At 56.4% G+C, this 23,069-nt stretch carries 27 protein-coding genes; 16 read left to right on the forward strand and 11 right to left on the reverse strand.

Annotated elements, in window-relative coordinates; all coding sequences use genetic code 11:
• Positions 1–94: 94 nt before the first annotated feature.
• From speB to AC2CGP_RS12790, 6 genes are all read right to left on the reverse strand, one after another.
• On the reverse strand, positions 95–1,015 hold the full coding sequence (speB, locus tag AC2CGP_RS12765; protein ID WP_015369744.1) for an agmatinase: 921 nt from the start codon (positions 1,013–1,015) through the stop codon (positions 95–97).
• Positions 1,016–1,168: 153 nt separating this feature from the next.
• Complete coding sequence (locus AC2CGP_RS12770) at positions 1,169–1,897, reverse strand: membrane protein (protein WP_042897774.1); 729 nt, start codon at positions 1,895–1,897, stop codon at positions 1,169–1,171.
• Between the two features lie 152 nt (positions 1,898–2,049).
• Positions 2,050–4,026: a biosynthetic arginine decarboxylase gene (gene speA, locus AC2CGP_RS12775; protein WP_020077953.1), complete on the reverse strand. Its 1,977-nt coding sequence runs from the start codon at positions 4,024–4,026 to the stop codon at positions 2,050–2,052.
• Between the two features lie 8 nt (positions 4,027–4,034).
• A complete protein-coding gene (gene yqgB / locus AC2CGP_RS12780; protein WP_015369741.1) occupies positions 4,035–4,151 on the reverse strand; it encodes an acid stress response protein YqgB in 117 nt (38 codons plus the stop codon).
• Positions 4,152–4,235: 84 nt separating this feature from the next.
• Entirely contained in the window at positions 4,236–4,385 is a 150-nt protein-coding gene (locus tag AC2CGP_RS12785; protein ID WP_418269008.1) for a hypothetical protein, read from the reverse strand.
• A 9-nt stretch (positions 4,386–4,394) separates the two neighbouring features.
• A complete protein-coding gene (locus tag AC2CGP_RS12790) occupies positions 4,395–4,703 on the reverse strand; it encodes a hypothetical protein (RefSeq protein WP_139340791.1) in 309 nt (102 codons plus the stop codon).
• A 136-nt stretch (positions 4,704–4,839) separates the two neighbouring features.
• On the opposite strand from AC2CGP_RS12790, the gene metK reads away from it, so the two are divergent.
• From metK to ruvX, 8 genes are all read left to right on the forward strand, one after another.
• Positions 4,840–5,994: a methionine adenosyltransferase gene (metK, locus tag AC2CGP_RS12795; protein WP_004149807.1), complete on the forward strand. Its 1,155-nt coding sequence runs from the start codon at positions 4,840–4,842 to the stop codon at positions 5,992–5,994.
• A 392-nt stretch (positions 5,995–6,386) separates the two neighbouring features.
• Positions 6,387–7,781, forward strand: coding sequence for a sugar porter family MFS transporter (locus AC2CGP_RS12800; protein WP_015369739.1), 1,395 nt, complete (start codon positions 6,387–6,389; stop codon positions 7,779–7,781).
• Between the two features lie 77 nt (positions 7,782–7,858).
• Positions 7,859–8,359 (forward strand): SprT family zinc-dependent metalloprotease, encoded by a 501-nt coding sequence (locus AC2CGP_RS12805; RefSeq protein WP_213760121.1) that lies wholly within the window; start codon positions 7,859–7,861, stop codon positions 8,357–8,359.
• A 94-nt stretch (positions 8,360–8,453) separates the two neighbouring features.
• A complete protein-coding gene (gene endA / locus AC2CGP_RS12810; RefSeq protein WP_015369737.1) occupies positions 8,454–9,161 on the forward strand; it encodes a deoxyribonuclease I in 708 nt (235 codons plus the stop codon).
• Between the two features lie 88 nt (positions 9,162–9,249).
• Positions 9,250–9,981 (forward strand): 16S rRNA (uracil(1498)-N(3))-methyltransferase, encoded by a 732-nt coding sequence (rsmE, locus tag AC2CGP_RS12815; RefSeq protein WP_015369736.1) that lies wholly within the window; start codon positions 9,250–9,252, stop codon positions 9,979–9,981.
• 48 nt (positions 9,982–10,029) lie between these two features.
• Complete coding sequence (gene gshB / locus AC2CGP_RS12820) at positions 10,030–10,980, forward strand: glutathione synthase (RefSeq protein WP_015369735.1); 951 nt, start codon at positions 10,030–10,032, stop codon at positions 10,978–10,980.
• Positions 10,981–11,112: 132 nt separating this feature from the next.
• Positions 11,113–11,676: a YqgE/AlgH family protein gene (locus AC2CGP_RS12825; protein WP_015369734.1), complete on the forward strand. Its 564-nt coding sequence runs from the start codon at positions 11,113–11,115 to the stop codon at positions 11,674–11,676.
• Positions 11,676–12,092, forward strand: coding sequence for a Holliday junction resolvase RuvX (ruvX, locus tag AC2CGP_RS12830; RefSeq protein ID WP_015369733.1), 417 nt, complete (start codon positions 11,676–11,678; stop codon positions 12,090–12,092). Before AC2CGP_RS12825 ends, ruvX begins: the two co-directional genes overlap by 1 nt.
• A gap of 246 nt (positions 12,093–12,338) precedes the next feature.
• On the opposite strand, the gene AC2CGP_RS12835 is transcribed toward ruvX, so the two are convergent.
• Both AC2CGP_RS12835 and AC2CGP_RS12840 read right to left on the reverse strand, forming a co-directional pair.
• A complete protein-coding gene (locus tag AC2CGP_RS12835) occupies positions 12,339–12,992 on the reverse strand; it encodes a LuxR C-terminal-related transcriptional regulator (RefSeq protein WP_015369732.1) in 654 nt (217 codons plus the stop codon).
• Between the two features lie 350 nt (positions 12,993–13,342).
• Positions 13,343–14,323: a type IV pilus twitching motility protein PilT gene (locus AC2CGP_RS12840; protein WP_015369731.1), complete on the reverse strand. Its 981-nt coding sequence runs from the start codon at positions 14,321–14,323 to the stop codon at positions 13,343–13,345.
• Positions 14,324–14,339: 16 nt separating this feature from the next.
• Between AC2CGP_RS12840 and AC2CGP_RS12845 the strand changes: the two genes are divergently transcribed.
• The 8 genes from AC2CGP_RS12845 (at position 14,340) to AC2CGP_RS12880 (ending at position 21,114) form a co-directional block, all read left to right on the forward strand.
• Complete coding sequence (locus AC2CGP_RS12845; RefSeq protein WP_015369730.1) at positions 14,340–15,044, forward strand: YggS family pyridoxal phosphate-dependent enzyme; 705 nt, start codon at positions 14,340–14,342, stop codon at positions 15,042–15,044.
• 17 nt (positions 15,045–15,061) lie between these two features.
• On the forward strand, positions 15,062–15,628 hold the full coding sequence (locus tag AC2CGP_RS12850; protein WP_015369729.1) for a YggT family protein: 567 nt from the start codon (positions 15,062–15,064) through the stop codon (positions 15,626–15,628).
• Entirely contained in the window at positions 15,625–15,915 is a 291-nt protein-coding gene (gene yggU / locus AC2CGP_RS12855) for a DUF167 family protein YggU (RefSeq protein ID WP_015369728.1), read from the forward strand. Before AC2CGP_RS12850 ends, yggU begins: the two co-directional genes overlap by 4 nt.
• A gap of 12 nt (positions 15,916–15,927) precedes the next feature.
• Positions 15,928–16,521 carry an XTP/dITP diphosphatase gene (locus AC2CGP_RS12860; RefSeq protein WP_032715812.1) on the forward strand — a complete coding sequence of 198 codons (594 nt, stop codon included), beginning with the start codon at positions 15,928–15,930 and terminating at the stop codon, positions 16,519–16,521.
• Positions 16,514–17,653, forward strand: a complete 1,140-nt coding sequence (gene hemW / locus AC2CGP_RS12865; protein WP_213760119.1) for a radical SAM family heme chaperone HemW — start codon at positions 16,514–16,516, stop codon at positions 17,651–17,653. The genes AC2CGP_RS12860 and hemW overlap by 8 nt, the downstream gene beginning before the upstream one ends.
• Before the next feature lie 293 nt (positions 17,654–17,946).
• The gene (locus tag AC2CGP_RS12870; RefSeq protein WP_015369725.1) at positions 17,947–18,993 is read left to right on the forward strand and encodes an ABC transporter substrate-binding protein; all 1,047 of its coding nucleotides are present in this window, start codon (positions 17,947–17,949) and stop codon (positions 18,991–18,993) included.
• A 59-nt stretch (positions 18,994–19,052) separates the two neighbouring features.
• A complete protein-coding gene (locus tag AC2CGP_RS12875; RefSeq protein ID WP_004181271.1) occupies positions 19,053–19,862 on the forward strand; it encodes an ATP-binding cassette domain-containing protein in 810 nt (269 codons plus the stop codon).
• Positions 19,863–19,866: 4 nt separating this feature from the next.
• On the forward strand, positions 19,867–21,114 hold the full coding sequence (locus AC2CGP_RS12880; RefSeq protein WP_213760118.1) for a sugar ABC transporter permease: 1,248 nt from the start codon (positions 19,867–19,869) through the stop codon (positions 21,112–21,114).
• Positions 21,115–21,160: 46 nt separating this feature from the next.
• Here the strand turns inward: AC2CGP_RS12880 and AC2CGP_RS12885 are convergent, their stop codons facing one another.
• The 3 genes from AC2CGP_RS12885 to trmB are packed head-to-tail and all read right to left on the reverse strand — an operon-like array spanning position 21,161 to position 22,976.
• Positions 21,161–21,880, reverse strand: a complete 720-nt coding sequence (locus AC2CGP_RS12885; protein WP_032709145.1) for a YggN family protein — start codon at positions 21,878–21,880, stop codon at positions 21,161–21,163.
• Between the two features lie 50 nt (positions 21,881–21,930).
• Entirely contained in the window at positions 21,931–22,257 is a 327-nt protein-coding gene (locus tag AC2CGP_RS12890) for a YggL family protein (protein ID WP_015369722.1), read from the reverse strand.
• Positions 22,257–22,976 carry a tRNA (guanosine(46)-N7)-methyltransferase TrmB gene (gene trmB / locus AC2CGP_RS12895; protein ID WP_015369721.1) on the reverse strand — a complete coding sequence of 240 codons (720 nt, stop codon included), beginning with the start codon at positions 22,974–22,976 and terminating at the stop codon, positions 22,257–22,259. Before trmB ends, AC2CGP_RS12890 begins: the two co-directional genes overlap by 1 nt.
• Positions 22,977–23,069: the final 93 nt, after the last annotated feature.

Genomic DNA, 23,069 nt, shown 5'->3' on the forward strand with positions numbered 1-23,069 from the left:
ACGCAGAGAATCCCCAGGAGCTTACTCAAGTAAGTGACTGGGGTGAGCGAGGAAAGCCAACGCACATGCAACTTGAAGTATGACGGGGATAGGCTTAGTCGCCTTTCTTCGCCGCCTGAATATAAAGCATCTCCAGCGCCAGAGTCGCCGCCGCCAGGGCGGTGATTTCGGACTGGTCATAGGCCGGGGCGACTTCAACCACGTCCATCCCGACGATGTTCAGATCCTTCAGGCCGCGCACCAGTTTGATCGCACGGTCGGAGGTGAGTCCACCGATCACCGGCGTACCGGTACCTGGCGCAAATGCCGGATCCAGGCAGTCGATATCGAAGGTCAGGTACACCGGCATATCGCCGACGATCTGCTTCACCTGAGCGATGATGTCATCGACGCTGCGGTCGTTAACCTGGCCCGCATCAAGCACGGTAAAACCGTTATCTTTATCGAATTCGGTACGAATACCGATCTGCACGGAGTGGTTCGGATCGATAAGCCCTTCGTTCGGCGCGGTGTAGAACATGGTGCCGTGGTCGAATTCACAGCCGTTGGCGTAGGTATCGGTGTGGGCATCGAAGTGTACCAGCGCCATTTTACCGAAATGCTTGGCGTGGGCGCGCAGCAGCGGCAGGGTGACGAAATGGTCGCCGCCGAAGGAGAGCATGCGTTTACCGGCCGCCAGCAGTTTCTCCGCGTGCGCCTGCAGTTTCTCGCTCATTTCGCGGGCGTCGCCGAAGGCGTAGACCAGATCGCCGCAGTCCACGACGTTCAGGCGTTCGCGCATGTCGAAGTTCCATGGGAAACGGTTGTGCTCCCAGGCAAGGTTGGTTGACACCTGACGGATCGCCGCCGGGCCATGACGGCCGCCCGCGCGCCCGGAGGTCGCCATATCAAACGGCACGCCGGTGATGACCCAATCCGCATCGCTTTCATACGGCATAAAGTTCATCGGCAGACGCAGGAAACCAAAGGCGTTGGATACCAGGGAGTTATCGTATTGATGACCTAAAGTGCTCATGGATATGACCTCTTTTCGCAGTCGTGGTACGTAAAAAATAAGTATAAAAAAACCCCTCCGCGTCGTTAGGCCCGACGAGGAAGGGTTTGAATTGGGTTACTGCTTATGGGCATAAATTATCGCCCGAAAAACGCCCGGCAGCAAGCGGGACGTTTATTTTTGACAAGGCGCCGGGGCGAAACCGTCCGCCGGGAAGGCCTGGCTCGCGCACGGCGGTAGCGACGCTTGCTCTTTTCCACGTAAAGCGAAGGCCGCAAAACCAATGACTCCAACGTTACGCGTGTCGCCCTGTACGGAATGGGCGGCATAAGATTGCGCGACGTTTGAAAATTCGAATGCCGCCTCGATACGGCTGTTTTTACGAAAGCCTTTGATCGCTAACGAGCCACCAGCAGGCACAATGTAGCCATTGTTGTTAAGCGAACCGGCCTTACCGCTCAGGACATCGAGACCATCCACCGTGGCGACAATTTCATAATCCACGCTGTGGCTATAATTACGGACATATAATTGATACTGAGTACCAACGCGGGCCGCAATGGCGTATTGCCATTTTCCCGTGGAATTATTATAGCTGCGAGTAATAGGGAGAGAGTTAAAATTAGCATCGCGCACCGCATATTCCAGATCGCTATTACGAATGCTATAGCGCTGGTCAAACCCGGTTTGATATTGACCGGAATAATTAATTAGTACGATCTCATCAGGATGGGAATCTACGCGTTCTGCAGACACGCCTTTAACCGTTGAATGAACGTCGCTGCCCCAGCGGGTGGCAACCTCAGTGGAGAGTGCCGTGCGGGTATTGTACTCCGGCTGTTTTGCGCAGCCGCTTAAAAATAATAAACCGATAATAAGACCGTAACGCGGTATGCTTTTCATATTCCGTCCCTGTTTCACTGAATGTTAATTCCCTGCGGCAGTGTACGGACCTTTGTCATTTTAAAAAGCAGCTACCATGATGTTTCAGATTTCATTTATAAAAAAGGGCCGGTTCAGGAATATAAACCGGCCCGCCAGCGGATAACTCTTAGTTACTCATCTTCAAGATAAGTATACCCGTACAGCCCCGCTTCGAACTCTTCGAGGAACTGCTGCTGCAGCTCGGCGTCGAGTCCGGTATTTTTCACCTGATCGCGGAACTGGGTCAGCAACGTATTCGGATCCAGTTGAACATACTGCAGCATATCCGCCACCGTATCGCCCTCATCGGAGAGCTCAACCTCAACGCTACCGTCCGGGAAGACGAAGACGTCTACCGCTTCGGTGTCGCCGAACAGGTTGTGCATGTTGCCGAGGATCTCCTGATAAGCGCCAACCATAAAGAAGCCCAGCATTGGCGGGTTCTCCGGGTCGTATTCCGGCATCGGCATGGTAGTGGCGATCCCGTCGCCGTCAACATAGTGATCGATGGCGCCATCGGAGTCGCAGGTTATATCCAGCAGCACCGCGCGGCGTTCCGGCGACTTGTTCAGCCCTTCCAGCGGCATCACCGGGAACAGCTGATCGATACCCCAGGCATCCGGCATCGACTGGAACAGCGAGAAGTTGACGTAGATTTTATCCGCCATACGTTCCTGCAGCTCATCGATAATCGGGCGATGGGCGCGGTTGCTTGGATCGAGCTGTTTTTGCACCTCATGGCACATGTTCAGATACAGCTGTTCCGCCCACGCGCGCTCCTGCAGGTTGAAGGTGCCAGAGGAGTAGCCGATGTGGATATCGTGCAGATCCATTTGGCTGTCATGCAGCCATTCACGCAGCGAGCGGCGGTTGCCGGTTTCGTGCATCTCCAGCCAGGTTTCCCACATGCTCTGCAGCGGACGCGCGGCGTCTTCCGCCGGCGGGGTCGCCTCGGTGTATTCGTTGCGCTCGACGCCGATAATGTTGGAAACCAGTACGGTGTGGTGCGCGGTCACCGCGCGGCCGGACTCAGTAATCACCGTCGGGTGCGGCAGGCCGTTCTCTTCACAGGCATCGCCGATCGCCCAGATGATATTGTTGGCGTACTCATTCAGGCCGTAGTTCACCGAACAGTCGGACTGCGAGCGGGTCCCTTCATAGTCCACGCCCAGACCGCCGCCGACATCGAAACACTGAATATTAACGCCCAGCTTATGCAGCTCGACGTAGAAACGCGCCGATTCGCGCACGCCGGTGGCGATATCGCGAATGTTGGCCATCTGCGAGCCGAGGTGGAAGTGCAGCAGTTGCAGGCTCTCTAGATGGCCTGCCTCGCGCAGAATTTCGACCAGTTGCAGCACCTGCGTCGCCGCGAGGCCAAATTTGGATTTCTCACCGCCGGAGGACTGCCATTTACCGGAGCCCTGCGAAGCCAGACGCGCACGCACGCCAAGGCGCGGCACTACGTTCAGACGGGCGGCCTCTTCCAGCACGATGGCGATTTCCGACATCTTCTCGATGACCAGATAGACCTTATGGCCCATCTTTTCACCCACCAGCGCCAGACGGATGTATTCGCGATCTTTATAACCGTTGCAGACGATCACGCTACGGGTCATCCCCGCGTGCGCCAGCACCGCCATCAGCTCAGCCTTCGAACCGGCCTCCAGCCCCAGCGGTTCGCCGGAGTGGATCAAGGATTCAATCACGCGACGGTGCTGGTTAACCTTGATCGGGTAGACAAGGAAATAGTCGCCGTTATAACCGTAGGATTCACGCGCGCGCTTGAAGGCGGCGTTAATCGAGCGCAGACGATGTTGCAGGATCTGCGGGAAGCAGAACAGCGCCGGCAGGCGTTGTCCCTGGGCTTCGCGCGCTTTGACCAGCTCGGCCAGGTCGACGCGCGCTTCCGGGACGTCAGGATCCGGGCAAACGCTGATATGGCCCAGTTCGTTAACGTCGTAATAGTTATTACCCCACCAGGCAATATTGTAGGTACGTAGCATTTTGCTGGCTTCCTGGGAGCTCATCGCAACCTCCTGCATGGAACGTAGTACACCGTGTTCGCCTGCTGACGAAAGCGAACCCAAAGACATGTCGTCAGACATAGCGAACCTCAACTTGTAATATTAACTACTATCGCAGTCGACAGACGCGATAACAACCCATGAACAGCCTTTAATCCCAGCAGATAGTGCTGGCACTGCAGCTGCGCGACCGGTTTCTTATTCATATATAGTAAAACACGTACCCGAAGCTGGTGTGACAGCCCGGAGAAACCACGAGAAAACCCTTGCTCACGCAAGAGCGCCCTTGTTCAGTTTTCAAAAAGCCTGGAGGCCCTGGAATCCTGAGAAGCGCCGAGATGGGTAGAACATCGGCAGGTTTGCACGAAAGAGATGCAGATTGCGGGATAGAATTGCGCGACAGAACGACGCGACGAATCAGGCGAAAAACGTTGGTTCATTATCTGGTATCACCTCCACACTGCCCCGAAACAGGCCAGCGACAAGCCAAAGCTATACATATCGAACAGCCGGCGAAACCGCCGCTGTGTAACAGAGTGCTTAACCCGGCTGGAAGTGGCGTCACGAGATGGGGCTTCGTGCGCTTTTTTAATGAGCCGCGCGCGGCGTTTTATACCGAGAAGCGGGGTAAAATGCAAAATAAAAATACGCGCCTTGCCGGGGTTGTCAGGAAAAATTTCCACCACGCTTTTTCCATTAATGCGGGTGATGTCAAAAAAATGTGGAAATGCGATGAAGTTCTGACCTAAAATAGCCATCCAGAAGTTAATCCATCTATACTGATTAACACTCAGACTGCTCGTGTCACTACCTGCAAGCCTTGGTAGGGTCATCTATCAAAGCCTCTCTACACAACAGTATGAGCTACACGAATACTCACAGGTAAAATAAAACATGGCAAAACACCTCTTTACGTCCGAGTCTGTATCAGAAGGGCATCCAGACAAAATTGCTGACCAAATCTCCGATGCCGTGCTGGACGCGATCCTCGAACAGGATCCGAAAGCGCGCGTAGCCTGCGAAACCTACGTTAAAACCGGCATGGTTCTGGTTGGCGGTGAAATCACCACTAGCGCATGGGTTGATATCGAAGAGATCACCCGTAACACGGTGCGTGAAATTGGCTACGTGCATTCCGATATGGGCTTTGACGCCAACTCTTGCGCCGTCCTGAGCGCCATTGGTAAACAGTCCCCGGACATCAACCAGGGTGTTGACCGTGCCGACCCGCTGGAACAGGGCGCGGGCGACCAGGGCCTGATGTTTGGTTATGCCACTAACGAAACTGACGTGCTGATGCCGGCTCCGGTGACCTATGCTCACCGTCTGGTACAGCGCCAGGCTGAAGTCCGCAAAAACGGCACCCTGCCGTGGCTGCGTCCGGACGCGAAAAGCCAGGTCACTTTCCAGTATGACGACGGCAAAATCGTCGGCATCGATGCGGTAGTTCTGTCTACTCAGCACGCTGAAGATATCGATCAGAAATCCCTGCAGGAAGCAGTGATGGAAGAGATCATCAAGCCGATTCTGCCGACCGAATGGCTGAACGCTTCGACCAAGTTCTTCATCAACCCGACCGGCCGTTTCGTTATCGGCGGCCCGATGGGTGACTGCGGTCTGACCGGTCGTAAGATCATCGTTGATACCTACGGCGGCATGGCTCGCCACGGCGGCGGCGCGTTCTCCGGTAAAGATCCATCTAAAGTTGACCGTTCCGCAGCCTACGCGGCGCGCTATGTAGCGAAAAACATCGTTGCCGCAGGCCTTGCCGATCGTTGTGAGATTCAGGTTTCCTACGCCATCGGCGTCGCTGAACCGACTTCGATCATGGTAGAAACTTTCGGCACCGAAAAAGTGCCTTCTGAACAGCTGACCCTGCTGGTACGCGAGTTCTTCGACCTGCGTCCATACGGCCTGATTCAGATGCTGGATCTGCTGCACCCGATCTACAAAGAGACCGCGGCTTACGGTCACTTTGGTCGCGAACATTTCCCATGGGAAAAAACCGACAAAGCAGCCCTGCTGCGCGAAGCGGCTGGCCTGAAATAAGCCACCCCGCTTGACGACTTAAGGCCAGCCCCGCGCTGGCCTTTTTGTTGCCCCTCATTCCCCACATCTAACGCTTCCTGCCCTTTTTTTGTCATGCAGGCCATAGATAATGGAAGCGATTACATATCTGTTATAGAGCCTGGCGTAACTGAGCTTTCTGTTGACGCCAATTCTTTTCACAATGTTACATACCATGTCGAATCTCACCGTTTCAGCGCAATCTTATTGGCGATAATTGCCTTTTATATCTATGATTTGAATATGTTTTTGCTGATTACATATCTTTACCTTAGTGTAACCGATTACACAGTCGTGATTGTAATCACGTTTTTTTGTCCTGCACTCCCCTACTCTAAGCATCGACAGAATCAATAACTCAACTGGAGGGCGTTATGCCTGACAATAAAAAACAAGGGCGTTCAAACAAGACGATGACGTTCTTTGTCTGTTTCCTCGCCGCGCTGGCCGGCTTACTGTTCGGCCTTGATATCGGCGTTATTGCCGGCGCCTTACCGTTCATTGCCAATGAATTCCAAATCAGCGCACACACCCAGGAGTGGGTGGTCAGCTCCATGATGTTCGGCGCCGCCGTCGGCGCAGTGGGCAGCGGCTGGCTCTCTTTCAAACTTGGGCGTAAAAAAAGCCTGATGATCGGCGCGATCCTGTTTGTGGCTGGTTCACTATTTTCCGCCGCCGCGCCGAACGTCGAAATCCTGCTGATTTCCCGCGTATTGCTGGGGCTGGCGGTTGGCGTCGCCTCTTACACCGCGCCGCTATACTTGTCGGAAATCGCGCCGGAGAAAATCCGCGGCAGTATGATTTCGATGTACCAGTTGATGATTACCATCGGTATTCTCGGCGCCTATCTTTCCGATACCGCCTTCAGCTATAGCGGCGCGTGGCGCTGGATGCTCGGCGTGATTATCATCCCGGCAGTCCTGCTGCTGATCGGCGTTATCTTCCTGCCGGATAGCCCGCGCTGGTTTGCCGCTAAACGCCGTTTCGTCGATGCCGAGCGCGTCCTGCTGCGCCTGCGAGATACCAGCGCCGAAGCCAAACGCGAGCTCGATGAAATCCGCGAAAGCCTGAAAGTCAAACAGTCCGGCTGGGCGCTGTTCAAAGAGAACAGCAACTTCCGCCGCGCGGTGTTCCTCGGCGTCCTGCTGCAGATCATGCAACAGTTCACCGGGATGAACGTCATCATGTACTATGCGCCGAAGATTTTTGAACTGGCGGGCTATGCCAATACCACTGAGCAAATGTGGGGCACCGTGATCGTCGGCCTGACCAACGTACTGGCCACCTTTATCGCTATCGGCCTGGTCGACCGCTGGGGCCGCAAACCGACGCTGATCCTCGGCTTTATCGTGATGGCCGCCGGTATGGGCGTACTGGGCAGCATGATGCATATCGGTATTCATTCTGCTACCGCACAGTACTTCGCGGTACTGATGCTGCTGATGTTTATCGTCGGCTTCGCGATGAGCGCCGGTCCGCTGATTTGGGTACTGTGTTCGGAAATCCAGCCGCTGAAAGGCCGCGATTTCGGTATCACCTGCTCCACCGCGACCAACTGGATTGCCAATATGATCGTCGGCGCCACCTTCCTGACCATGCTGAACTCTCTCGGCAGCGCCAACACCTTCTGGGTCTACGGCGGTCTAAACGTGCTGTTTATCCTGCTGACTATCTGGCTGATTCCGGAAACCAAAAACGTCTCGCTGGAACATATTGAACGCAACCTGATGCAGGGACGTCCGCTGCGCGAAATCGGCGCTCGCGATTAATCCCCTCTGTGCTTCCTCCCCTTCGGGAGGAAGCTTCTTCTTGCTCTCCCCCGCGCGGCGCACTATCCTCTGGCGCTATGAAAACACCCCGTATTCCCATCGCTATCCAGCAGGCCGTCATGCGTAGCCTGCGGGAGCACCTTGCCACCGCCAATCTCAAGCTGGAACGCCGCTATGCGGAACCGACGCTGGTTTATCAGCAGCGCGGCACCTCCGCAGGCACCGCGTGGCTTGAGAAAAACGAGATCCGCCTTAATCCAGTGCTATTGCTGGAAAATCAGCAGGCGTTTATCGATGAAGTGGTGCCGCACGAACTGGCGCATCTGCTGGTGTGGAAACACTTTGGCCGCGTCGCGCCGCACGGTAAAGAGTGGAAATGGATGATGGAGGCCGTGCTGGGCGTCCCCGCCCGCCGCACCCATCGCTTTGAGCTTGATTCGGTACGCCAGAACACCTTCCCCTATCGCTGCCAGTGCCAGCAGCATCAGCTCACCGTTCGTCGTCATAACCGCGTGGTGCGCGGTGAAGCCACCTACCGCTGCGTTCGCTGCGGCGCTCTGCTGGTGGCGGAAAAGTAACCACCGGAATTAATTAGAAACTTTCTGATCTGACTGATTGCATCTGACACCCTCATTCGCTACGTTGCGGGCTCGTTTTGACACGGAGTTTACGATGTCCCGTATGTATGTTTTTGCCGTCGCGTTGTTCAGCGTGGCAGCCAGCGGCCCGCTTGCGGCAGCTGGTATTCATAGTTTTTCCCAGGCGAAAGCCGCAGGCGTAAAAGTGAATGCCGACGTTCCCGGCGACTTTTATTGCGGTTGTAAAATCGACTGGCAGGGTAAAAAAGGCGTTATCGATCTGGAATCTTGCGGCTACAAAGTGCGTAAAAACGAGAACCGCGCCAGCCGGGTCGAATGGGAACATGTGGTTCCGGCGTGGCAGTTCGGCCACCAGCGCCAATGCTGGCAGGATGGTGGACGTAAAAACTGCGCCAAAGATCCGGAATATCGCAAGATGGAAAGCGATATGCATAACCTGCAGCCTGCGGTCGGCGAGGTCAATGGCGATCGCGGCAACTTTATGTACAGCCAGTGGAATGGCGGCGACGGGCAGTATGGTCAATGCGCCATGAAGGTCGATTTCAAAGATAAAGTCGCCGAACCGCCGGTACGCGCCCGCGGCTCGATCGCTCGCACCTACTTCTATATGCGCGACCGCTATCAGCTGACTCTTTCCCGCCAGCAAACCCAGCTATTTACCGCCTGGGATAAGCAGTATCCGGTGACCTCCTGGGAGTGCGAGCGCGATGAGCGAATCGCCAAAGTACAGGGCAACCATAATCCTTACGTCCAGCAGGCTTGCCAGGCGCAAAAGAGCTAACCTACACTAGCGGCAATTGTTAATTTGCAGCCGCCGTCTTCCCCGCTATGGGGAAGACGCTATCTGCGCGAAGAACGGAATATCAAGCATGCGCATTCCTCGCATCCACCACCCGGAACGCATTACCCCCGGCAGCCACATTGCCCTCAGCGAAGACGCGGCAAACCACGTTGGCCGCGTCCTGCGCATGAGCAAAGGTCAGGAAATCCAGCTGTTTGACGGCAGCAATCAGGTTTTTGACGCGGTCATCACCGAAGCGGGTAAGAAAAACGTCATGGTCGAGGTTATCCGTGGCCAGATCGACGATCGTGAATCACCGCTGCACATCCATCTCGGCCAGGTGATGTCACGCGGCGAAAAAATGGAATTCACCATCCAGAAATCGATCGAACTTGGCGTAAGCCTCATAACGCCACTGTTTTCCGAGCGCTGCGGCGTTAAACTGGATGCCGAACGCTTGCAGAAGAAGATTCAGCAGTGGCAGAAAATCGCTATTGCCGCCTGCGAACAGAGCGGCCGTAACATCGTGCCGGAGATTCGCCCGGCGATGCAGCTGGAAGCCTGGTGCGCCGAGGAAGAAAATGGCCTCAAGCTCAACCTGCACCCGCGCGCCAGCGCCAGCATCAATACGCTGCCGCTGCCGGTTGAACGTGTTCGCCTGCTGATTGGCCCGGAAGGCGGTCTGTCGGCGGAAGAGATAGCGATGACCGCTCGCTATCAGTTTACTGATATCCTGTTGGGACCGCGCGTTCTGCGTACTGAGACCACCGCGCTCACCGCCATCACCGCGCTGCAGGTGCGTTTTGGCGATCTGGGCTAAAATCTGGCGCAACGTTCCGCAAACACGACAGCGCTAATGGAGAAAAGAATGATCAAGCTCGGCATCGTGATGGACCCTATCGCATCCATCAACATCAAAAAAGACACCAGCTTCGCTATGTTGCTGGAAGCGCAGCGTCGCGGCTATGAACTCCATTACATGGAGATGAACGACCTGTATCTCATCAACGGCGAATCCCGCGCCCGTACGCGCACGCTGAGCGTCGAGCAGAATTACGACAAATGGTACGCGTTCACCGGCGAACAGGACCTGCCGCTGGCGGATCTCGACGTTATCCTGATGCGTAAGGACCCGCCGTTCGATACCGAGTTTATCTACGCCACCTACATTCTCGAACGCGCGGAAGAGAAAGGTACGCTTATCGTCAACAAGCCGCAGAGCCTGCGCGACTGTAACGAGAAGCTGTTTACCGCCTGGTTCTCCGATCTAACCCCGGAAACGCTGGTCACCCGTAATAAAGCCCAGTTGAAAGCGTTTTGGGAAAAACACGGCGATATTATTCTCAAACCGCTGGACGGCATGGGCGGCGCCTCAATCTTCCGCGTGAAAGCGGGCGACCCGAACCTCGGCGTCATTTCTGAAACCCTGACTGAATTGGGTAGCCGCTACTGCATGGCGCAGAATTATCTGCCGGCCATCAAAGACGGCGACAAACGCGTGCTGGTGGTAGACGGCGAGCCGGTACCATACTGCCTGGCGCGTATCCCGCAGGGCGGTGAAACGCGCGGCAACCTGGCTGCCGGCGGTCGTGGCGAAGCGCGTCCGCTGACCGAAAGCGACTGGGAAATCGCCCGCCGCGTTGGCCCAACGCTGAAAGCTAAAGGCCTTATCTTCGTCGGCCTGGACATCATCGGCGATCGCCTGACCGAGATTAACGTTACCAGCCCGACCTGCGTGCGCGAAATCGAAGCCGCTTTCCCGGATGTGTCGATTACCGGCATGCTGATGGACGCCATCGAAAAACGTATCAACAAATAAGCACTGGGGCGGGCAAACGCCCGCCCGCAAGGCGCCCCTCTGGCGCCAGTAAAAACAAAGTGCATCGACACGTTTCTACTTTACCCGCATACTGGGTGTTGTTTTTTTAAACCAGGAACAGAACCTCTGACAATGAATTTACAGCATCACTTTCTGATTGCCATGCCTGCGCTACAGGACCCTCTTTTCCGTCGCTCCGTCGTCTATATCTGCGAGTACAACGACGATGGCGCCATGGGCATTATCATCAATAAGCCGCTGGAAAATTTGCAGGTGGAAGGGATCCTGGAAAAATTGAAAATCGCGCCGCAACCGCGCAACCCGGATATCCGCCTGGATAAGCCGGTGATGGTCGGCGGCCCGCTGGCGGAGGATCGCGGTTTTATTCTGCACACGCCGCCGTCTGATTTTTCCTCCAGCATCCGTATCTCCGACAACACGGTGATTACCACCTCACGCGACGTGCTGGAAACTCTCGGTACCGATAAACAACCGAGCAACGTGCTGGTGGCGTTGGGCTACGCGTCGTGGGAAAAAGGGCAACTGGAACAGGAAATTCTCGATAACGCCTGGCTTACCGCACCGGCCGATCAGAATATTTTGTTTAAAACGCCGATTGCCGACCGCTGGCGCGAAGCGGCCAAACTTATCGGTATCGATATCGTGACGATGCCTGCCGACGCGGGGCATGCATAATGAGCGGTACCTTTCTGAGTTTTGATTTTGGCACTAAAAGCATTGGCGTCGCCGTTGGGCAGCGCATTACCGGCACGGCGCGTCCGCTCCCGGCGCTGAAAGCGCAGGACGGCAAACCGGACTGGAACATCATCGAAAAGCTGTTGAAAGAGTGGCAGCCGGAAGCGGTGATTGTCGGCCTGCCGCTGAACATGGACGGCACCGAACAGCCGCTAACCGCGCGCGCACGTAACTTCGCCAATAAAATTCATGGCCGCTTCGGCGTGAAAATCACCCTCCACGACGAGCGTTTAAGCACCGTCGAAGCCCGCGCAGGGCTGTTCGAACACGGAGGTTTTCGCGCGCTCAATAAAGGCAGCGTTGATTCCGCCTCTGCCGTGGTTATCCTCGAAAGCTATTTCGAACAGGGATACTGATCGGTAGCTCTGGGATGAAAGCGAAGCATAGATTCGCGTTTGCGCCGGGTGGCGGCTTCGCCTTACCCGGCCTACAACCCCCCGCTGGAGTAACCCGTAGGCCCGCGCAAGCATAGCGCCGCCGGGCAATCATGGCAGCGGATGCGGAGCCGCTTTTGCGCCGGGTGGCGGCTTCGCCTTACCCGGCCTACAACCCCCTCGCTGGCATAACCCGTAGGCCCGCGCAAGCGTAGCGCCGCCGGGCAATCAGTGACGCAGATGTTCATTCGCCCAGCTTACCGCCTGGGTACGGTTCTTCACGCTCAGCTTGCGGAACACATTGTACAGATGAGTACGTACCGTGTTTTCGCTGATGAACAGCGCGCGGGCAATATCCATATTCGTTGCGCCGCAGCGCAGCTCGTTGAGGATCTCACATTCACGCTCGGTCAACGGTGAGTTCTCCGTCGGCGCCGTGACCTGATCCGCAGAATACAGCGCCGGGTGCATCACGCTCAATTCAGCCGTCTGCTCGCCATTTAATACGGCTTTGACGCCCTCAATTAAGCGCGATTGGTCATCGTCATGGCGGAATACGCCATATAACGCAGGCCATTGCGCCATTTCGTAAAGCTCATACTTTTGCGCGCTATTGATAATCAACAGACGCGGATTATCTGCCTGTACGCGAATAATATCTCGCCACACGCCATTCAATTTCTTATTAGAGACGGCAATATCAAACAATATTACAGAGTCTTTTGCCAGACGTTGAGTTAGCGGTTTGTTGATATTATGCAGAGTTACGTTTACGGATAGCTTCTCAGTCAACCACGTCGCAAATGCATTACTCTGAATGGACGGATGAGTAATGAAAGTCACCTGACGCGAATGCAGTAAATTCTCCGATAAATTAATCACTTGAAACTCTCCTTAGCAGTACCCCGCCATCTTAGCGGTTAAATTAACTGAAAATTAAACGTTCAATAATGTATTTATATTTTCAAATACAGTTTGGATATTGAAACATCATTTCATGAGAATCTTCCTATTCCCGTAAACAGCATAAATCGAACCCCGCAAAAGTGTCAAAAGGTAATCCCATTTTTTTCCTGGTTAAGCGGGGTAAATGTAAGCCCGCTGTCATAACATTCATTATTTCGGCTTAGGTCGTACCACTTATTTGTATTATGAAATCATTAATCAAAACATTAATTGAACACTGAATTAACAATTTAATGAATACCACCTTTGTTTCATCACGGCATGGGCTATAACTCACCTGCTAACGCACGTTGTTGAAAACTCTGCGCAAAGGTTTGCATTCCTGCCTGTTGACTGGTTTGCATCACGCCGGGTAGCTGATGCGTTTTTCCTTCGCGGATCAAATTTGCCACCGCTGGCGTGTTCACTAAAAGTTCGTATAGCGCAACCCGGCCGCCGGAAGCATTTGGCAACAATTTTTGCGCCGCCACGGCGCATAAACTCCCCGCCAGCTGACTGCGAACCGGCTCTTTTTCTTCCGCCGGAAACACATCCACCAGCCGCTCGACGGCCTGCGCCGCGCTGCGGGTATGCAGCGTCGCCATCACCAGGTGCCCGGTTTCGGCCGCGGTCAGCGCCAGGCGGATGGTTTCGCTATCGCGTAGCTCACCTAATAAGATCACGTCCGGGTCCTGACGCAGCGCCACGCGTAGCGCCGCCGCGAAGGAGGAGCAATGGCGGCCGATTTCGCGCTGCTGGATCAGGCAGTTCCTGCTGGCGTGAATAAACTCCACGGGATCCTCAAGGGTTAAAATATGACCATGGCGATGTTGATTGAGGTAGTCCACCATCGCCGCCAGGGTGGTCGACTTGCCGCTACCGGTAGCGCCGGTAACCAGGATCAAACCACTCTCTTCATTTAACAGTTCGCTAAGCGCGGCGGGCGCGCCCAAATCACCCAACTGCGGGCATCGCTGCGGCAAAAGACGCAGCGCCAACGACAAGCCGCGCGCGTGGGCAAAAGCGCTGGCACGCAGCCGCGGCCCATCTGAGAGGGCCAGGGCAAAGTCCACCTGGCCATCGGCACGCCACTGCGCCAACTGTGGGTCGTTAAGCCAGCGAGTGAGGATTTCCTCAACATCCGGCGAAGTAAACGGTGCAGGCTCAAGCTTTCCCAAACGACGCCAGCGCGGCGGATACGCGCTGCACAGGTGTAGATCGGAGACGTTATGCTTTACACTAAGGGCCACGATTTCTTCCAGCTCCATAACTGATCCTCGGAATATGAACGATATTGCGCATAACCTGGCACAGGTCCGGGATAAAATCTCAGGCGCCGCCGCCCGCTGCGGCCGCGCTTCAGAAGAAGTTACGTTGCTTGCAGTGAGTAAAACCAAACCTGCGAGCGCTATCGAAGAAGCGATGGCCGCAGGACAGCGGGCATTCGGCGAAAACTACGTCCAGGAAGGGGTGGATAAAATCCGCTATTTCCAGCAGGCGGGCGCCAGCGGTCTGCAGTGGCACTTCATCGGCCCGCTGCAGTCCAACAAAAGCCGGCTGGTGGCCGAACATTTTGACTGGTGCCACACCGTCGACCGGTTGAAAATCGCCACCCGCCTGAGCGAGCAACGTCCGGCGGATTTACCGCCGCTGAACGTGCTGATTCAAATCAACATCAGCGATGAACAGAGTAAATCCGGGATCCCGCTGGCGGAGCTTGACGCTTTAGCAGCCGGTGTCGCCGCCTTACCGAACCTCCAGCTTCGCGGGTTAATGGCCATTCCGGCGCCAGAGTCAGAATATGAAAGGCAGTTTGCCGTCGCCCAACAAATGGCGGTAGCATTCGCGCAACTGAAAACGCTCTACCCTTCGGTTGATACGCTCTCTCTGGGCATGTCGGATGACATGGAAGCCGCTATCGCGGCGGGAAGCACTATGGTGCGCATCGGGACCGCAATCTTCGGCGCGCGCGACTACAGCAAAAAATAAGGAATCTGAGGAACGCCATGAAGACGTTGACCTTCCTGCTCTCAACGGTCATTGAGCTCTACACAATGGTCATGTTGTTACGCGTCTGGATGCAGTGGGCGCGCTGCGACTTTTACAATCCGTTTTCACAGTTCGTCGTGAAAGCGACCCAGCCAATCGTCGGGCCGCTGCGCCGGATTATCCCGGCAATGGGGCCGCTGGATAGCGCCTCCCTGCTGGTCGCCTTCGTGCTCTGCGTTATCAAGGCTATCGTGCTGTTTATGGTGGTCACCTTCCAGCCGATTATCTGGATTGCCGCGGTGCTGATCCTGCTGAAAACCATCGGTTCGCTGATTTTCTGGGTGCTGCTATTGATGGCGATCATGAGCTGGGTAAGCCAGGGCCGCAGCCCGGTGGAATACGTGCTGATGCAGTTGGCCGACCCGCTGCTGCGCCCGATCCGCAACCTGCTGCCATCCATGGGCGGCATCGACTTTTCGCCGATGGTGCTGGTCCTGCTGCTGTACGTGATTAACATGGGTATCGCCGAGCTGCTGCAAGCTACTGGCAATGTCCTGCTTCCGGGGCTGTGGATGGCGCTATGAGTGCCGTTGAAGTCTGCGCTGACGGGCTGGTGCTCAGGCTGTATATTCAGCCAAAGGCCAGCCGCGACAGCCTTGTTGGTCTGCATGGCGACGAGCTCAAAGTCGCCATCACCGCCCCACCCGTCGACGGCCAGGCAAATGCCCATCTGGTTAAATATCTCGCTAAACAGTTCCGCGTCGCGAAAAGCCAGGTGCTTATCGAAAAAGGCGAACTGGGCCGTCACAAACAGGTAAAAATCATTCACCCGCAGCAGATCCCGCCCGCCGTCGCGGCGCTGACTGACTAAACAGGATTGAATATGCAAAAAGTTGTACTCGCTACCGGCAACGCCGGTAAAGTTCGCGAGCTGGCCTCACTGCTGGAAGATTTTGGGCTCGACGTCGTCGCCCAGACCGAGCTTGGCGTCGATTCCGCCGAAGAAACCGGCCTGACCTTTATCGAAAACGCGATCCTCAAAGCGCGTCACGCCGCGCAGATCACCGGCCTGCCGGCCATCGCCGACGACTCGGGTCTGGCGGTGGATGCGCTGGGCGGCGCGCCGGGCATTTACTCCGCTCGCTACTCGGGTGAAAACGCCAGCGACCAGCAGAATCTGGAAAAGCTGCTGGATGCCCTGCAGGACGTGCCCGATGAGCAACGCCAGGCCCAGTTCCACTGCGTGCTGGTGTATCTGCGCCATGCCGAAGACCCGACACCGCTGGTGTGCCACGGCAGCTGGCCGGGCGTGATTACTCGCCAGGCGGCGGGTAGCGGCGGCTTTGGCTATGACCCGATTTTCTTTGTTCCGTCCGAGGGTAAAACCGCAGCGGAACTGAGCCGTGAAGAGAAAAGCGCCATTTCCCACCGTGGGCAGGCGCTGAAACTGTTACTGGAAGCATTACGTAATGGCTAATTTGCCGCCTCTGAGTCTTTATATTCATATCCCGTGGTGCGTGCAGAAGTGCCCGTACTGCGATTTCAATTCGCATGCGTTAAAGGGCGAAGTGCCGCACGACGACTACGTCCAGCACCTGCTTGCCGATCTGCGCCACGATGCGCCATACGCACAAGGACGTGAAATTAAGACTATTTTTATCGGCGGCGGTACGCCAAGCCTGCTTTCCGGCCCGGCGATGCAAACCCTGCTGGATGGCGTGCGCGCCTGCCTGCCGCTGGCGGCAGATGCGGAGATCACCATGGAAGCCAATCCGGGGACCGTGGAGGCCGATCGCTTTGTTGAGTATCAGCGTGCCGGGGTCAACCGTATCTCCATCGGCGTACAGAGCTTTAGCGAGCCCAAATTGCAGCGTCTGGGGCGTATTCACGGTCCGGAAGAGGCAAAGCGCGCGGCGCGGCTGGCGAGCGGCCTGGGGCTGCGTAGCTTTAACCTCGATTTAATGCATGGCCTGCCGGACCAGTCGCTGGAAGAAGCGCTGGATGACTTACGCCAGGCGATCGCGCTCAATCCGCCGCATCTGTCGTGGTATCAGTTGACTATTGAGCCGAACACGCTCTTTGGTTCGCGCCCGCCGGTATTACCGGATGACGATGCGCTGTGGGATATTTTCGAGCAGGGGCATCAATTGCTGAGCGCCGCAGGTTATCAGCAGTACGAGACCTCCGCTTACGCCAAACCAGGCTATCAGTGCCAGCACAATCTCAACTACTGGCGCTTTGGCGATTATCTGGGTATTGGCTGCGGCGCGCACGGCAAAGTGACCCTCCCTGATGGCCGAATTCTGCGTACGGCGAAAACCCGTCACCCGCGCGGCTACATGGAAGGCCGTTACCTGGAGCGCCAGCACGACGTGGACGCGGCGGATAAACCGTTCGAGTTCTTTATGAACCGCTTCCGCCTGCTGGAGGCCGCGCCGCGCGCGGAGTTCAGCTTGTATACCGGCCTTAATGAGCAGGTTATCCGTCCGCAAATCGATGCCGCTATCGCCGAAGGCTATCTGCTGGAAGATGCGCAAAACTGGCAAATTACCGAGCACGGTAAACTGTTTTTAAATTCGCTGCTGGAGCTGTTCCTCAGCGAAGAGTAATCCCTGCGGGCGGCACGTCGTCGCCCGTATCTTTCCCCTTACATCCTCTCCCGCCACGGTCAAATAGACTGGCGTTTTTTTGTTCACTTATTTGCAGCGAATCACAAAATCCGATCGACTTTTTTCCTTTTCTTGACTCATTTTTTGCGCAGTGGTAATCCTGCTTCATCGGTTGAGCAAATGTAAAACCGACGTATCCTACATGTGAATTATTGGTAACTCTGATTAAAAAAAGTCTCTGTAACGTCGGCGCAACCCGGCGGGCTTAAGCCTATAAAAAAGAGGGTAACACAATGAATTACCGTAATATTTTTATCACACTCGCCGCACTATCCGGCACCGTCACGGCTTCAGCCTGGTCTGCAGAGTCCGCCACCGTGGCCTTTTTAATGCCCGATCAGGCCTCTACCCGCTATGAGCAGCACGACTTCCCCGGTTTTAAGGCGGAAATGAGCAAGCTTTGCGCGGAATGTAAGGTCATCTATCAGAATGCCAACGCCAACGCGTCGCTCCAGCAGCAGCAGTTCAACTCAGTAATCGCCCAGGGAGCGAAAGTGATCGTCCTGGATCCGGTTGATTCTTCCGCCGCCGCCGCGCTGGTCGAAAACGCCCAGGCGCAGGGGGTCAAGGTCATCGCCTATGACCGCCCGGTGCCAAACAAACCGGCCGATTTTTATGTTTCGTTTGATAACGAGGGCATTGGCTACGCCATCGCGAAATCCCTCACCGACCACCTGAAAGCGAGCGGCGTGCCGCAGGATGCCGGCGTGCTGCAAATTAACGGTTCGCCAACCGATGCCGCCGCAGGGCTGATCCGCGACGGTATCCATCGCGGATTGAAAGAGTCCGGTTACAAAACGCTGGCCGAATTCGACACCCCGGAGTGGGCGCCGCCGAAAGCCCAGGAGTGGACCGCCGGGCAGGTTACCCGCTTTGGCGACAAAATTAAGGGCGTGGTCGCGGCAAACGACGGTACCGGCGGCGGCGCAATTGCCGCCTTTAAGGCTGCCGGGGTCCAGCCGCTGCCGCCGGTCACCGGCAATGACGCCACTATCGCCGCGCTGCAGCTGATCATCGCCGGCGACCAGTACAACACCATCTCCAAGCCATCGGAGATCGTCGCCGCGGCGGCGGCCAAAGTGGCGGTTGATTTTATTCAGGGCAAAAAACCGCAGGCCAGCACCACCCTGTACAACACCCCTTCCCAGCTATTTACCCCGGAAGTGGTGACGGCCAAAAACATCAAAGCGGAAATCTTCGATAAAAAAATCCAGACCTGGGATCAGGTGTGTAGCGGCGAGTACGCCGCCGCCTGCCAGAAGTTAGGCATCAGCAAGTAACCTTTGCCCCTGCGCCCGCCGCGGCGGGCGCGATTTCGCCATGATTGAGGTCGTTTTGTATGCCGCAACAACAACACAACTCCGCCGCCGGGCGGCCAATACTGCAACTGCGCAACGTCTCTAAACATTTTGGCGCGGTGTCCGCGCTGACGGATATCGAATTAGAAGTCCACGCCGGCGAGGTAGTCGCGCTGGTCGGCGACAACGGCGCGGGCAAATCCACGCTGGTGAAGATCCTCGCCGGCGTCCACCAGCCGACCTCCGGCACCATTGAGTTTGACGGCAACCCCGTCACCCTCGATAGCCCCGGCAAGGCGCTGGAATACGGTATTGCCACGGTGTTTCAGGATCTGGCGCTGTGTGAAAACCTTGATGTGGTGGCAAACCTGTTTCTGGGTCATGAAATTTCGCCGTTCCAGCTCGATGAAGTGGCGATGGAAGTGAAAGCCTGGACGCTGCTGCAGGAGCTGGCGGCACGAATTCCGTCGGTACGCGAACCGGTGGCATCGCTTTCCGGCGGCCAGCGGCAGACCGTCGCCATCGCCCGTTCGCTGCTGCTGAACCCTAAAATCATTATGCTCGATGAACCCACAGCGGCGCTGGGCGTCGCGCAGACCGCGGAAGTGCTCAACCTGATTGAGCGCGTTCGCGAGCGCGGGCTTGGCGTCATCATCATCAGTCACAACATGGAAGACGTTCGCGCCGTCGCCGACCGTATCGTGGTGCTGCGTCTCGGGCGCAACAAAGGGATCTTCACGCCCGATGCTTCCAATCAGGATCTGGTCGCCGCGATCACCGGCGCGACGGAAAACGCCGTTTCACGCCGGGTTGAACGTAAATCACAGCCAACAACTTCCGGAGCGATGTAATTTTATGAACAGTAAGACCGCATCCCACACCGCGCTGGATCGCAGCGATGAGCGCGTTCGTCACGACGAGGGGCTGTTTGGCGCCCTGCGCGCGCAGATAACCCGCATCAAAACCGGCGATCTCGGCACCGCGCCGGTGATAGCCGGGCTGATTGTGATTTCCCTGGTTTTCACCTTTCTCAACCCGGTCTATATCGCGCCGAATAACCTGGTGAACCTGCTGTTTGACTGCGCGACGGTCGGGTTTATCTCGCTCGGCATCATCTGCGTGCTGATGCTTGGCGAGATAGACCTGTCGGTCGGCTCCATGAGCGGCCTGGCATCGGCTATCGTCGGCGTGCTGTGGGTGAACGCAGGATGGCCGCTGGCGGGAGCCATCGCCGTGGCGCTGGCCTGCGGCGTGGCCGTCGGGCTGGTCTACGCGCTACTGTATACCCGCGTCGGAATGCCAAGTTTCGTCGCCACTCTCGCCGGCCTGCTGGCGCTGCTGGGCATGCAACTGTATATCCTCGGGCCAAGCGGCAGCATCAACCTGCCCTATACTTCGCCGCTGGTGCGCTTTGGCCAACTGCTGGTGATGCCCGGCTGGTTCTCACACCTGATGGCATTGCTGCCAGGACTGGCGATTATTGTCTTTGGTCTGAAAAAACGCTCGCGGCGGCTGGCGGCCAATCTTTCCGCCGAGGGAGTCAGCTCGCTACTGGCGCGCGCGATCGCGCTGACGATTATCTTCGAGGCCACGGTGCTTTACCTCAATCAGGGGCGCGGTATTCCGTGGATTTTCGGTCTCTTTGTCGCCTGCGTGATGATCCTCAACTACGCGCTGAAACGGACAAAATGGGGTCGCTCGATGTTCGCGGTCGGCGGCAACCGTGAAGCGGCGCGCCGTTCGGGAATTAACGTGCGGGCGATTTATGTGAGCGCTTTTGTTCTGTGTACCACGCTTGCGACCTTCGGCGGCATTCTCGCGGCGTCGCGACTGGCTTCCGCCAGCCAGCAGGCCGGCACCGGCGACGTCAACCTCAACGCCATCGCCGCGGCGGTGATCGGCGGCACCAGCCTGTTCGGCGGACGCGGCAGCGCCTGGTCCGCGCTATTGGGGATCATCGTGATTCAGTCGATTTCAAATGGGCTGACGCTGTTGAACCTGCCGTCTTCGCTGCGCTATATCATTACCGGCGCGGTACTGGCGATTGCGGTAATCATTGATTCTCTGGCTCGCCGTTCACGCGTGTCGCACGGCCGCGCCTGAGTGGATAAGTGCGCGGCCCAAAGAAATGCGGGCCGCGAAATCTTGCTTACTTTAACGAACCAACCAGCGCTTTGCGGCTCTCTTCCAGCGAGACCACCCGGCTGCAAACATCTTTGCCGAACTGCTGGAAATCCGCTTCCTGGTTTTTCCACTCATCCTGGATTGCGGTTTGCAGGCCGCCAAGACTGCCGAGAATGCCCTGCAGCGGATTGCCGCCGCCTTTAAGCACCGCTTTGGCGCCCATCTCGTTAATGCTGTCCTGCAGAATGCCGCCCATCGCCTGATTCACCAGTTGTTGGCCATCGGCGCGAACCTGGTCGATGGCTTTATAGTGGAAAGTCAGGCCATCGCTGCGACGTTCGATAATGCGGTTCATCTGTTCTTTCAGCTGCGCGTCCAGCTTGGTCAGGCGGCTATGCATACTGCTGCTGGCGCCGACCTGTTCGGTGATGATTTTATCCAGCGCCTTGCGGCCCTTTTCGACCCGCGAACGCGCGCCATCATCAATCCACGGCAGACTGCTGCGCAGACCGGCCTGATAATCTTGCGCCTGTTCGCGCTGGGCGGCGCTAAGGGCATAGGCTTTACCGTTAAAGGTCAGATTACCGTCCGGCTTAATCACCAGATCGCCGTTTTCACCCTTCACCTGCACCTGCTGCGGGCTGAGGATCACATCGTCACGCGGCGTGACGCTACACTGGTAGTCCGCGTGGGCAGACAAAGCGGTGACGGAAAGCGCCACCGCCAGCAGCGTTTTGCGCATCATTTTACTCCCTTAAGACAAATCGGGCCGGCAATTGCCGACCCTTGTCAAACTTAGTCCCACCAGACGTCAAAAAGTTCGCTGGTGCGCACATCCGCTAATTTACGATCTTCCAGCCACTTACGAACGATGGCCTGATGCTCTTCGGTACATTTACCGATTTCCTGCATGCAGATGAGCCCTTCCCACGAGAGATAGCCGCTGCCGTCAAAGGCCAGTTTATTCGGCTCAATGACCTCTTCGATCAGATCGTTGACCGTCTGGTCGATCTGCTCTTCGCTGGTCCCTTCCGGGAAACGCCAGGCTACGGAGAAACCTAACTCCTGAAACTCGTCGATATGCATTTTTTTACGCAGACGACGGCTACGATTCTTGGCCATTATTTCACCCTCTCGAACATTAAGTCCCATACGCCGTGGCCAAGACGATGGCCACGTTGTTCAAATTTGGTTACCGGGCGCGATTCCGGGCGCGGTACGTAATCGTTACTTTCCGACCGGTTACGATAGCCTTCCAGCGAAGACATCACTTCCAGCATATGCTCGGCATAGGCTTCCCAGTCGGTCGCCATATGGAAGACGCCGCCCAGCTTCAGTTTGCTTTTTACCAGCTCGGCGAAAGGCGGCTGCACGATACGACGTTTATTATGACGCGCTTTATGCCACGGGTCAGGGAAAAACAGCTGCACCATATTCAGCGAGTTATCCGGGATCATAGTGTGCAGCACTTCGACCGCATCGTGACACATTACGCGCAGGTTTTGTACGCCTTCTTCTTCCGCGGAAGCCAGGCATGCGCCGACGCCCGGCGAGTGCACTTCAATACCGAGGAAGTTTTGCTCCGGTTTAGCTTTCGCCATCGCCACCAGCGAAGCGCCCATGCCGAAACCAATTTCTAAGGTGACCGGCGCTTCGCGGCCAAACAGGGCGGCGAAATCGAGCGGCGCATCGTTGAATTCAACGCCCATCACCGGCCAAATGTTATCCAGCGCATGCTGCTGCCCTTTCGTCAGGCGGCCCTGGCGACGGACGAAGCTACGAATACGGCGCAGCGGGCGACCGTTTTCATCGAATTCCGGAGAAATGACGTCGTTTTTCATAAAAGTTAAGTCTGCTTGTGAATGTGTTCGGAAAACGGGCATTATCCAAAGTTACCCGGCGGATGCAAGGGTTTACAGCCACTCGCCCTTGTG

This window comes from Klebsiella sp. SYXHC3 (assembly GCF_057196925.1).